Here is a 12,591-nt window from a genome sequence, read left to right as displayed (position 1 = left end):
CGCTGAACCGCCCCCTCGGAGGCGGCGACCACGAGGCCCTCGCACCCACCCGGACCAGGGGACCGGTGATGCATCGATGACGAGCTGAGCACGACCATCCGTAATCACTCGAACACGCAAGGGGATCGATGATGAGACAGGTATCGAACACACAACCGACCACGCTCCTCAACACCACGGTCGTCGGCCAGCCCTGGCAGCCGAGCTACAAGCCGGGCCTCGGCGTCGACGCCGTGACCGGCCAGCTCCGCGCCTCGGCCGTCAAGCCGTTCACCGTCACGCCCAGCACGACCCAGAACCCCGAGTTCATGTACTCGTTCATCCAGGCGGAGAGCGACGTCCAGTCCCTCATCAGCGCCTCGCTGAAGGGCTCGTACAACATCGAGGGCATCACGGTCAGCGCCAGCACCTCGTTCCTCGACGAGCTCGCCGTCTCCGACCTCGCGGTGACCCTCGTCGCCGAGGTGTCCGTCGAGGACGGCCAGTACTCGCTCGCCCCGTCGTACGAGCTCGCGGTCGAGCCCGGACCCGGCTTCCGCGAGAAGTACGGCGACTACTTCGTGGCCGGCTACCGTTCGGGCTCCTCGCTGTACGTCACCTACCAGTGCCGGTTCACCAGCACCGAGCAGCGCACGAAGTTCTCGGCCGCCGTGGCCGCCGAGGTCCCCCAGGTGTTCAGCACCGAGGGAAGCTCGGCGTTCGAGAAGGTCGCCTCGGAGCACGGCGCGAACGTCAGCATCCACATCACCGCACGGGGGGTCAAGGGCAGCTTCCCCGACCCCCCGTCGGGATCGACGTGGACGGCCGAGACGATCGTCTCGACGCTCCTGCCCTGGTTCAACGGGGCCCAGACGCCCGCCCCGCTCGAGTCCTACCTCATGGCCTACCGCATGATCGACCCGTCGATCTCGGGCGAGGTGCCCATCAGCCCCGACGTCTTCTCGCAGGTCGGCTACCTCTACGGCCAGTTCTGGCTCGCCAGGAGCCGCGTCAAGACCTGCCCCGAGTTCGGCAAGAAGCTCGTGGACGACCCGTTCCGCAGGCTCGAGAAGGACCTCGAGGCCTACCAGTCGTCCCTCCCGACCGACCAGCCCAGGATCGAGGCGTTCACGGCGGACACCAAGCGGCTCCTCGGCGAGCTCGACGTCGTCGCCAACCGCCAGACGTTCTACACCCAGGTCGTCGCCGCGGCGAAGACCGAGCCGGCCGAGGGGGAGAACTTCGACGCCGACAAGGGCCGGGTGCGGTGGGGCTACGGTTTCCAGCGCGGCGACGCCCCGGGCATCGACGTGGCCAGCGTCACCCAGAACTACTCGGCCGACTGGAAGATCGGGTGGCGGGAGAACGTGTTCACGTTCCGCGACACCTCCAAGGTGATCGTCGGGTGGGACGTGATCTGCAACAGGACCGACAACGGCGGCGACTGGCAGAAGCTCAGCGCCACGATCATCGGCCGGAACAACGGCAACGTCTACGTCAAGAGCGACTACGACCGCGGCTGCAGCTGGACGATCGTCTGGTACACCGTCGACGCCAACCTGTACCCGGCCGGGCCGTGGACGCTGACCGCGACGCACGAGCCGGACTTCGTCGAGTCCGACGACGTCACCCGCGCACTCCACGCGGCCGACGCCGAGGGCACCGACTTCTGGACCCCCGAGCGGATGGAAGAGGCCGAGCCGCTCGACCGCTCGATCACGATCGACCGGGACGCCCTGGCGGTCACCGAGGTCACCTCGGCCGGCGCAGGCGGCACGGTCTCCGGCACGGTCTCCGGCACGGCCCCGTCCGAGGGCGGGCGGCTGGACCTGCTCGGCGCCGCCCAGACCGCCCGCGTCAAGGACCCCCAGTCCTTCCCCGAGCGGACCGTCGGCAAGCTCTTCTTCGTCATGGACGGCAAGCCGCACACCGCCTCGGCCGTCGTCGTCCACCGCTTCGGCATCATGACCGCCGCGCACTGCCTCGTGCTCGGGGGCAACCAGGCGACCGACATCGTCTTCGTCCCCGCCTACACGGCGGGCGCGGCCCCCTACAAGAAGTGGAACGTCACCCGGTCGGCGTGGCCCACCGCATGGACCACGGACGAGTCGTCCGCGTGGGACCTCGGGCTGTGCACCGTCGCCCCGGACGGCGACGGGCGGGGCGTCGGCGACGTCGTCGGCACGGCCGGCGTCCGGTGGGGGCGCACCGGCACCACCTGGGACAACACGGGCTACCCGGCCCGCCCGACCCCCCGGTTCCCGTTCGACGGCGAACACATGTGGCACAGCCTCGGGCGGCGCGTCGCCGACACCTTCCCGTCGACCGTCACCAAGGAGGACAACCTCACCGCCGGAGGCAGCGGAGGACCGTGGTTCACGACCGAGGACCCGCCCGTGGTGAACGGCGTCTTCAGCCGGTACTCGGTCGAGGAGGAGGTCAACATCAGCCCCGAGTTCGCCGACTGGGTGGGGCAGTTCTACCACCACGTGTTCGGCTGACGCCCGCACGGACGTGCCAGGGCGGTCGCTGAACCCGCCAGGTACGACGAAGGCCCCGGATCGATGATCCGGGGCCTTTCGTACATCACGTGCGCGAGGGGGGACTTGAACCCCCACGCCCTTTCGGACACTAGCACCTGAAGCTAGCGCGTCTGCCATTCCGCCACTCGCGCGTGCCGCAGAAGATTATCACGAGAGCCGGTCCAGACCTGCATCGGTCGTCGGGCCACCCTCGGAGTGTCTTCCACAGGCGCTTCACCGGGGCCGAGCCCGGTGCTGCACCAGAGAGAACAGTACCCCGCTGCGGGAGGCGCCTCACGCACGGGGCACCCGATCTCCCCCTGATCTCCCCGTCCACTTCGGCCGATCACCGGCCCGGCGAGGCCCCGGGTCGTTACGATCTAGGTAGTCTGCCCGGGGACCGTGTACCCGGTCGAGGGAACGTCGATGAGGGAGGAGGTGGCATGGGAGTCCTGGATCGTTTCGAGAAGGGCGTCGAACGCGTCGTCAACAACGCCTTCAAGGTCGGGCGCAGCGAGGTCAAGCCCGTCGAGCTGGCGAGTGCTCTGCGTCGTGAGGTCGACGACCGGGCCGCGGTCGTGGACCGCGACCGGACGGTCGTGCCCAACCAGTTCACCATCGAGCTGTCGCCGGACGACTACGCACAGGTCGAGGGCTGGGGAGCGGAGTCGCTCGCCGACGAGCTCGCGGCCAACGTGACGGAGCACGCGGCCTCTCAGCACTACGCGTTCGTCGGCCCGGTGAGCGTGTCGTTCGAGCAGGACGACTCCCTGGACACGGGGCGTTTCCAGCTGCGGTCGGCGAGCGTGCGGGGGAACGTCGCTCCCGCGACGAGCTCGGCACCCAGCGCACGGCACCCCCTGGTCGACATCGACGGGCAGCGTTACCTGCTCACGGGTCCCGTCACCGTCATCGGACGTGGGTCGGAAGCCGACATCGTGGTCGACGACCCGGGTGTCTCGCGACGCCACCTCGAGATCCGCGTCACGCCCGACGGCGTGATCGCGACGGACCTCGGTTCGACCAACGGACTGTTCGTCGAGGGCCACCAGGTCCCGGCCGCTACCCTGCTCGACGGGAACAGCCTGACCATCGGGCGGACCCGCATCATGTTCTGGACGGGTGCGCCCGACAACGAGGATTGGTGATCCCCTCCGCATGACCGAGCTGACGTTCACCCTGCTGCGGCTGGGATTCCTGGTCCTCCTGTGGGTGTTCGTGTTCGCCGCGATCGGTGTGCTGCGACGCGACCTGTACGGCACCAAGATCACGGCACGCAAGGGCCGGAACACCCACGAGGCGCGCCCTGCCGCTGCTGCGGCTCCCGCACGGGGCGCGGCCCCCTCCCGCGGAGCGGCCCCCTCGGCTCCGACGCCCGCGGCCCCGGCCGGACCCTCACGGCTCGTCGTGACGTCCGGTCCCTTGCGCGGCACCACGATCCCGCTCTCGGCGTCGTCGATCCTGCTGGGTCGTGCTCCGAGCTGCACCCTCGTCCTCGACGACGACTACTCGTCGTCCCGGCACGCCCGCATCTTCCCCCAGGGTGGCGCCTGGTACGTGGAGGACCTCGGCTCGACGAACGGCACGTACATCAACGATCGACGCATCTCCGGTATCGAGCCCCTTCCTCCTGGCGTGGGCGTACGAGTCGGTCAGAGCATCGTCGAGCTGCAGCGGTAGCGCCCCATGAACATCGCGCTCAAGTACGCCGCCCTCTCCGACGTGGGCCTGGTCCGCTCGAACAACCAGGACTCGGGGTACGCGGGTCCGCACCTGGTCGTCGTGGCCGACGGGATGGGCGGCCATGCCGGCGGTGACGTCGCCTCCTCGCTCGCGGTCGCGGCCCTCGCCCCGCTCGACGGCGAGTCGCACGGTCCCGACGAGGCTCTCGCCCTCCTGGAGTCGTCGATCGACAACGCCCGCCTCGACCTGGTCGAGCGCAGCGAGCAGACTCCCGAGCTCGCGGGCATGGGGACGACCGTCACGGCGCTCCTGCGCAGCGGCAACACGCTCGCGATGGCGCACCTCGGCGACTCCCGCGCGTACCTGCTCCGCGACGGCGTCCTGAACCAGGTCACGACCGACCACACGTTCGTCCAGCACCTCGTCGACACGGGCCGCATCACCCCGGAGGAAGCCGAGTACCACCCGCAGCGCAACGTCGTGATGCGGGTCCTCGGCGACTTCGACGTCGACCTCACGCCCGACATGTCGGTCCGCGAGGCCCGCCCGGGCGACCGCTGGATGCTGTGCTCGGACGGACTCTCGGGGTTCGTGAGCCTCGAGACGCTCGAGCAGACCCTGATCTCGGTCCCGGACACCGACGAGTGCGCCGAGCGGCTCCTGCACCTCGCGCTGCGGGCGGGCAGCACGGACAACGTGACGGTCGTCGTGGTCGACGTCGTCGACCTGGACACCCTTCCCGACGGCGCCGGTCCCTCGACGGCACCGGTCGTCGTCGGCTCCGCGGCGATCGACCGCGACCGCCCGACGTCTGCCCAGGACGGTCCGGCAGCGCGGGCGGCGTCGCTCGTCGCCTCGGCGAGCGCTGCCCAGCAGGAGGACACCGCGGGCGAGGAGCCCACCGACCCTGAACACGCGCCGGCCGACAACGCGGACGGTGCCACGCCCCCGGCTGGTGACGACGCCGACGTGCGGCCCGCCAAGCGCACCAAGCGCTGGATCGCCCCCGTCGTGACCGTCGTCGTCCTCGCGGTGATCGGTGCAGGTGCCCTGTACGGGTACCGCTGGACCCAGGAGCAGTACTACGTCGGTGTCGCCGACGGTCAGGTCGCCGTCTTCCAGGGAGTCCCGACGAGCGCAGGGCCGCTCACGCTGTCGACCCCGGTCGAGCTCACGGGCGCCAAGGTCGCCGACCTCCCGCCGTACGTCGTGGACCGGCTGCAGGAGACCATCAGCGCGACGTCCTTCGACGACGCGCGCGAGCGCGCGAGCCGCCTCGTCGCCGACGCCAAGGCGGACACCGAGGCCACGACCAGCGAGACCACCGAGACCCAGACGCCGGTCGACCCAGCAGCTCCGGTCGACCCCGCCGCGCCCGTCGACCCGGCCGTCCCGCCCGCGGACGCCACCGTCCCCCCGGCAGCGCCCTGATGGCCACGGTCGAGCCGCACGCCACGACGTCCACGAAGCGCCCGTCCCGACGAGCCGAGGCGGGCCTGCTCGTGCTCGCTCTCGCGATCGGGATCGGTTCCTATGCCTCGGTCGGGTACGGGCTCCAGGACAAGCTCCCGGACAACTTCACCCTGTACAGCCTGACCCTCGTCGCGCTCGCCCTGGGCGGGCACGTGATCCTGCGCCTCAAGGCGCCCTACGCCGACCAGGTGATCCTGCCCGTCGCGATCGCGCTCAACGGCATCGGCCTCGCGATGATCGGCCGGATCGCCATCGGCGGCTCGATGGTCGGGTCTCCCTCGGACCTGGCGTCGAAGCAGCTCATGTGGACCGTGCTCGGCGTGGTCGCGGCGTGCGGCGTGGTCTGGCTGCTCAAGGACCACCGGACCCTGCGCCGGTACTCGTACACCGCGATGATCGTCGGCCTGGTGCTCGTCGTCATGCCCCTGCTCCCGGTGATCGGCCGCAACATCAACGGCGCCCGCATCTGGGTGAACATCGCCGGGATGTCGCTCCAGCCGGCCGAGTTCGCCAAGATCGCCTTCGCGATCTTCTTCGCGGGCTACCTCGTGACCAACCGGGACACGCTCGCGCTCGCCGGCCCCAAGATCCTCGGCCTCCAGCTCCCGCGCCTGCGGGACCTCGGCCCGCTCGTCATCGTGTGGGCCGCCTCGCTCGCGGTCCTCATCTTCGAGCGCGACCTGGGGACCTCGCTCCTGTTCTTCGGGCTGTTCGTCGCCATGCTGTACATCGCGACCGAGCGCTTCAGCTGGGTCGCGATCGGCTTGAGCATGTTCGCGGTGGGCGCCGTCGTCGCCGCCTCGGTGTTCCCCCACGTCCAGGCGCGGGTCGACGTGTGGCTCAACCCGCTGGCCCCGGAGATCTTCGGCCGTGACCCGGGGGGCTCGGGCCAGCTCGTGGGCGGGATGTTCGGGCTCGCGAACGGGGGCCTGACCGGTACCGGCTGGGGACAGGGCTATCCACGCCTCGTGCCGTACGCCTACTCGGACTTCATCTACACCTCGCTCGGCGAGGAGCTCGGGCTCGCGGGCCTGCTCGCGATCCTCGTCATGTACCTCGTGCTGGTCGAGCGCGGCCTGCGGACCGCGATCGGCGTCCGCGACGGGTTCGGCAAGCTCCTCGCGGGCGGTCTCGCCTTCGTCATGGCGTGGCAGCTCTTCGTGGTGATCGGCGGGATCACCCGCATCATCCCGCTCACGGGCCTGACCATGCCGTTCGTCGCGCAGGGCGGTTCGTCGCTGCTCGCGAACTGGCTCGTGATCGGTCTCCTGCTGCGGATCTCCGACAACGCCCGCCGGCCGTCGTCCCTGCCGGTGCGGGGCCAGGTCGCGCCCTCGCAGGCAGCGACGGGTCCGAGCACGGGCAGCCAGCCCGTCGCGGTGGGTGCTGGCTCCCAGGAGGCCGTCGAGGCGGGCGAGGCGAGCGCCGTCGTCGGGCCGTCGCGTGGCGGCCACTCCCAGGACCTGCCCACGCAGGTCGTGCGCACCGACCTCTCCGAGGCCGGTGGTGACACGATGACCGGGGCGACCGAGATCATCGACGACACCGAGCGGAAGAACCTGTGAACGTCCCCCTGCGCCGTGTGGCGACCGTCGTGCTCGTCATGTTCCTGGCGCTCATGGTCTCGACCACCTACATCCAGTTCGTCCAGGCGGACTCGCTCAACAACGACCCGCGCAACAAGCGCCAGGTGTACCGCGAGTACGGGAACTTCCGGGGCCCGATCGTCGTCGCGGGGGAGTCGGTCGCGCTCTCGACCCCGGTCGACGACCCGTACGGCTACCAGCGCTCCTACACCGACGGGCCCGTGTTCGGGCACGTCACGGGGTACTTCTCGATCGTCAACGGGAAGTCCGCGATCGAGAGCACGGAGAACGAGTTCCTCAACGGCCAGGCGAGCACGCTGTGGATCGACCGGCTCCAGGGCTTGATCACCGGACAGAAGCCCCAGGGGGCGTCGGTCGAGCTCACGATCGACCCCGCGGCCCAGCGGGCCGCCTACGACGCGCTCGGCGAGCAGCGCGGTGCGGTCGTCGCGATCGAGCCGGCGACGGGCAAGATCCTCGCGATGGTCTCCAAGCCGTCCTACGACCCGAACGTCCTCGCGACCCACGACACCAAGGCCGCGAGCGAGGCCTACCAGTCGCTCATCAACGCCGACGGCGACCCGCTCGTGAACCGCGCCATCGCGGGCAACACGTACCCGCCGGGGTCCACCTTCAAGCTCGTGACGGCCGCCGCGGCCCTCGAGTCGGGCCAGTACACGCCCGACACCGTCATCCCGGCCCCCGACGAGTACCAGTACCCCAACTCGACCGCGGCCATGAAGAACTTCGGTGGGGCCCGGTGCTCGCCGTCGGGGGAGCAGACCCTCGCGGACGCCATGCGCATCTCGTGCAACACCGCGTTCGCGGACCTCGGGGTCACCCTCGGCGGGGACGCGATGCGGTCCCAGTCCGAGGACTTCGGTTTCGACTCGAAGCTGTCCGTCCCCATGACGGTCACCGCCAGCCACTTCCCGGACGCGGAGGTCACCGACGACGGCGGGCAGCTCGCACGCGCCTCGATCGGACAGGGCGACGTCCGCGCCACGCCGCTCCAGATCGCCATGATCTCGGCCGCGATCGCCAACGGCGGCAAGCAGATGACGCCCTACACCGTGCAGACGGTCCGGGGCGCGGACCTCGAGGTCGTCGAGCAGACCGAGCCGTCGCTCCTGCGCACCTCGGTGTCGCCGACCACCGCGCAGCAGCTCACCTCGATGATGATCAGCGTCGTGGAGAACGGCTCGGGCAAGCCGGCGCGCATCAGCGGCGTCCAGGTCGCCGGCAAGACCGGGACCGCCGAGCACCAGTCGGGCGCGGCCCCGCACGCCTGGTTCACGGGCTTCGCACCCGCCGACAACCCGCAGGTCGCCGTCGCCGTCATCGTCGAGAACGGTGGCGACAGCGGCAACGAGGCGACCGGCGGCGCCGTGGCCGCCCCCATCGCGAAGGCAGTGATGGAGGCGGTGTTGAACAAGTGAGACCTGTCGAGGGGCTAGCCCTGGGCGACCGCTACCGCCTCGTCCGCCGCATCGCGATCGGCGGCATGGGGGAGGTGTGGGTCGCGAACGACCGCGCGCTCGGGCGCGAGGTCGCCGTCAAGCTCCTGCGCGAGGAGTACGCGGGCAACGAGGACTTCCTGGAGCGCCTGCGCACCGAGGCGCGCAACAGCGCCGCCCTGTCCCACCCGAACATCGCCCAGATGTACGACTACGGCGAGCAGAACCAGTCGGGGTACCTGGTCATGGAGCTCGTCATGGGCGAGCCCATGGCGGACCTCCTGGAGCGCGAGCCCGTCCTGATGCCGTCCAAGCTGCTGCCCATCCTGGCGCAGACCGCACGCGCCCTGCACGCCGCGCACGTCGCGGGCGTGGTGCACCGCGACGTCAAGCCGGGCAACATCCTGCTCGAGCCTCGCGGGATCGTGAAGATCACCGACTTCGGCGTCTCGCTCGCGGCGAACCAGGTCCCCATGACCGCGACGGGCATGGTCATGGGCACGGCCCAGTACCTGTCTCCCGAGCAGGCGATCGGCCAGGCCGCGACGGGAGCCTCCGACGTGTACGCGCTGGGGATCGTGGCGTACGAGTCCGTGGCCGGGAACAGGCCGTTCACGGGGTCGACGCCCGTGGACATCGCGGTGGCGCACGTCAACGAGAAGGTGCCGCCGCTGCCCGCGCACGTGCACCCGTCGCTCGCCTCCCTCATCTACGCGATGCTCGCGAAGGACCCCAAGGCGCGCCCCATGCCGGCCTCGGCGCTCGCCCAGACCCTCGACGACCTCGTGGAGACCATCGCCCGCGACCCGTGGGGGGCGACCGCTCGTGCGGGCGGCCCGTCGCGCCGCTCGCGCCGCGCGCAGCCGGCCCGCCACGGCGCGTCCCCGCCCCCGAGCTCTCCCACGCCGCTCGAGATCCCCGAGGAGCTGCGCTCGCGTCCTCTGCCCACGATCTCGTCGCCGCGCCTGCAGGACCCCGCCCGGTCGGCGCACTCGGCCCCCTCGGCACCCTCAGCATCGGCGGCATCCGCGGCACAGGCGGGTCTGTCGGCACAGACCGGCTACTCGGCCCAGTCCGGGTACTCGGGCCACTCGGCCCTCTCCGCGCCGTCCGCGGCCTCGGCGGCGGCTGCACCCGCGGCGCCCGCGACGTCGTCGAGCACCCCTGTCTTCGACGGCCAGGCCTTCCCCCCTCCGCCGCCGCCTCCGCCCGCACCTCCCGTACCCGGACCGGCCGAGCCGACCGCGCTCCCGTGGGAGCGCGCCTCGGCACCCGGCGCCTCGGCACCCGCCGCGGCGGACCCGCCCGCGGACACGCCACGCTCGTACCCGCCGCGCCGGGAGATGCACGGTGGTGCGTCGGCTGCGCGCCCGCGCCGCGCAGAGTCCGGCCCGACGACGTCGCGCACCTCGGCGCAGGCAGGCTCCCCCCGGGCGGCCACCGCAGGTGTCACGCGCGCGGAGCGTCGGCGCGCGTCCCAGGACGCGCCGCCCGTCAGGACCTCGACCACGACCGGGCAGCGGATCGGCGGATTCGCCAAGGGGTTCTCGTGGCCGCTCCTCGCGCTCCTCGGGCTCCTGCTCGTCGTGCTCGTCGCGACCCTCGTGGGAGGCGGCGACGAGCGCTCCGAAGGGGCATCTTCCGCGCCTAACGTGACCAGATCGTTGCATTCGTCCCCGGACCTGGCGTCCGACGATGGGATGATGCTCAGTACTGTGCCGGGTCCCTCTGGGTCCCCGGCCCCGACGACATCGAAGGACTCCTAAGTGGTGGACAACGCTCCCCGGGTACTCGCCGGCCGGTACGAGGTCGGTGAGCTCATCGGCCGAGGCGGTATGGCCGAGGTGCACATCGGCCACGACACCCGTCTCGGACGGACCGTGGCGATCAAGATCCTGCGCTCGGACCTCGCGCGCGACCCGTCGTTCCTGGCCCGGTTCCGCCGCGAGGCGCAGGCCGCAGCGGCACTGAACCACCCGGCGATCGTCGCGGTGTACGACACGGGTGAGGACACCCACGTCGAGCCCGGCGGCGGTACCGCGCACGTGCCGTTCATCGTCATGGAGTACGTCGAGGGTCACACCGTCCGCGACATCCTGGGCGACGGCCAGGCCGTCCCGATCGACGAGGCCATCGAGATCACCGCGGGCGTGCTGTCGGCCCTCGAGTACTCGCACCACGCCGGCATCGTGCACCGCGACATCAAGCCCGCCAACGTGATGATCACCCCGACGGGTGCGGTCAAGGTCATGGACTTCGGCATCGCCCGTGCGGTCGCGGACTCCGCGGCGACCATGACGCAGACGCACGCCGTGATCGGCACCGCGCAGTACCTGTCTCCCGAGCAGGCCCGCGGCGAGACGGTCGACGCGCGCAGCGACCTGTACTCGACGGGCTGCCTGCTCTTCGAGCTCCTCACGGGACGCCCGCCGTTCATCGGCGACTCTCCGGTCGCCGTGGCCTACCAGCACGTGCGAGAGGCGCCCGCGAAGCCGAGCGACCTCGCCCCGGACGTCCCCGAGGTCCTCGACCGCATCACGCTCAAGGCGCTCGCCAAGGAGCGCACCGCGCGCTACAGCAGCGCCGCAGAGTTCCGCAACGACCTGGAGAACGCGGTCCGTGGCGGACACATCACGGCACCCGCGCTCGGCGTCGCGGCGGCGGCCGCGGCAGGGGCGGCCGCTCTGGCCGCGACCCAGGTGCAGGGCCCGCTCGAGAACGCGACGCAGGTCATGAGCCCCGCCGTCGCCGGTGCGCCGAACCCGTGGGAGACCACCGGGGTCCCCGCCGCCGTCCCCCCGGGGCAGCAGCCCGGTGGGCCCCTCGCCGAGGGCGAGCCGGAGGACGAGGGGTCGGGCAAGAAGCGTGGCCTCATGTGGGCGCTCATCGCGGTGGGCGTCGTCGCGATCGCCGCGATCATCACCATGATCCTGCTCAACCAGCAGCCGCCCGAACCCAAGACGGTCACCGTCCCTGCGTTCAGCGCGACCACGACCCCGGAGCAGGCCGAGGAGGCCCTCGACGCCGTGGGGCTGACGTTCCTCAAGGCGATCGACCAGGAGTCGCAGCTTCCCAAGGACACCTTCGTCAGCTCGAACCCTGAGAGCGGCGCGTCCGTCCCCGAGGGCACCGAGGTCACGGTGTTCTTCTCGGCCGGCCCGGCTGCCGTGATCGTCCCGAACGTAGCGGGGCTCTCCCAGGAGCAGGCTCGTGCCGAGATCGAGTCCGCCGGCCTCGCAGTCGACCCGACGGTCGACCAGGAGGACAACGGCACCGTGAAGAAGGGTCTGGTCACACGGACCGAGCCCGCTGCCGACGAGAGCGCCCCGGCCGGTTCGGCGGTCAAGATCTTCATCTCGAGCGGCCTCGTCACGATCCCGGACCTGCTCGGCAAGCCCCAGGCCGAGGCCGAGAAGGCCCTCGACGACCTCGACCTCAGCTATGCGATCGTCGAGGAGGAGAGCACCAAGACCGCCGGCACGGTCATCAAGCAGAACCCGGGCGCCGGCCCCGGCAAGCAGGGCCAGAAGGTCACGCTGACCATCGCCAAGGCCCCCGTGCCGACCGGCCCCGAGATGACGAACGTGCCGGACATGACGGGGATGACGCAGGACCAGGCCGAGGAGTCGCTCGGCGGCCGTCAGCTCAACCTGGGCAACGTCACCGAGAAGGAGTCCGCCACCGTCCCCAAGGGTCAGGTCATCTCGTCCAACCCCGCGAAGGACACCGCGATCCCCGAGGGGACGAAGGTCGACCTGGTGATCTCGAGCGGCCCGCCTGCGGGCGGCGGCAACGGTGGCGGCGGCAACCCGACGCCGTGACGCTCCGGCGCGAGCCGTAGGACCGAACGCGTGAGGGCCCGGCACCATGTGGTGCCGGGCCCTCACGCGT

8 protein-coding genes and 1 tRNA gene are annotated in these 12,591 nt (G+C 71.0%); 8 read left to right on the top strand and 1 reads right to left on the bottom strand.

Annotated elements, in window-relative coordinates; genetic code table 11:
- Nucleotides 1-128 precede the first annotated feature (128 nt).
- Complete coding sequence (locus tag JOD48_RS00915) at nt 129-2,480, top strand: trypsin-like serine peptidase (protein ID WP_204806768.1); 2,352 nt, start codon at nt 129-131, stop codon at nt 2,478-2,480.
- Between the two features lie 90 nt (nt 2,481-2,570).
- Here the strand turns inward: JOD48_RS00915 and JOD48_RS00910 are convergent.
- Nucleotides 2,571-2,653 (bottom strand) — tRNA-Leu (locus JOD48_RS00910).
- Nucleotides 2,654-2,944: 291 nt separating this feature from the next.
- Between JOD48_RS00910 and JOD48_RS00905 the strand changes: the two genes are divergently transcribed.
- The 7 genes from JOD48_RS00905 to pknB are packed head-to-tail and all read left to right on the top strand — an operon-like array spanning nt 2,945 to nt 12,521.
- Nucleotides 2,945-3,649, top strand: coding sequence for an FHA domain-containing protein (locus JOD48_RS00905; RefSeq protein WP_191791248.1), 705 nt, complete (start codon nt 2,945-2,947; stop codon nt 3,647-3,649).
- A 10-nt stretch (nt 3,650-3,659) separates the two neighbouring features.
- Nucleotides 3,660-4,181 (top strand): FHA domain-containing protein FhaB/FipA, encoded by a 522-nt coding sequence (locus tag JOD48_RS00900; protein ID WP_204806766.1) that lies wholly within the window; start codon nt 3,660-3,662, stop codon nt 4,179-4,181.
- A gap of 6 nt (nt 4,182-4,187) precedes the next feature.
- Nucleotides 4,188-5,615, top strand: a complete 1,428-nt coding sequence (locus tag JOD48_RS00895) for a PP2C family protein-serine/threonine phosphatase (RefSeq protein ID WP_204806764.1) — start codon at nt 4,188-4,190, stop codon at nt 5,613-5,615.
- Nucleotides 5,615-7,222, top strand: a complete 1,608-nt coding sequence (locus JOD48_RS00890; RefSeq protein ID WP_204806762.1) for an FtsW/RodA/SpoVE family cell cycle protein — start codon at nt 5,615-5,617, stop codon at nt 7,220-7,222. The genes JOD48_RS00895 and JOD48_RS00890 overlap by 1 nt, the downstream gene beginning before the upstream one ends.
- Nucleotides 7,219-8,682 (top strand): peptidoglycan D,D-transpeptidase FtsI family protein, encoded by a 1,464-nt coding sequence (locus tag JOD48_RS00885; RefSeq protein WP_204806760.1) that lies wholly within the window; start codon nt 7,219-7,221, stop codon nt 8,680-8,682. Before JOD48_RS00890 ends, JOD48_RS00885 begins: the two co-directional genes overlap by 4 nt.
- Nucleotides 8,679-10,466, top strand: coding sequence for a serine/threonine-protein kinase (locus JOD48_RS19820; protein WP_204806758.1), 1,788 nt, complete (start codon nt 8,679-8,681; stop codon nt 10,464-10,466). The genes JOD48_RS00885 and JOD48_RS19820 overlap by 4 nt, the downstream gene beginning before the upstream one ends.
- Nucleotides 10,467-12,521 (top strand): Stk1 family PASTA domain-containing Ser/Thr kinase, encoded by a 2,055-nt coding sequence (pknB, locus tag JOD48_RS00875; protein ID WP_191791242.1) that lies wholly within the window; start codon nt 10,467-10,469, stop codon nt 12,519-12,521.
- Nucleotides 12,522-12,591 lie beyond the last annotated feature (70 nt).

The sequence above is a fragment of the Oerskovia paurometabola genome (assembly GCF_016907365.1).
GTDB lineage: Bacteria > Actinomycetota > Actinomycetes > Actinomycetales > Cellulomonadaceae > Oerskovia > Oerskovia paurometabola.
This window is presented reverse-complemented; position numbering and strand designations above follow the sequence as displayed.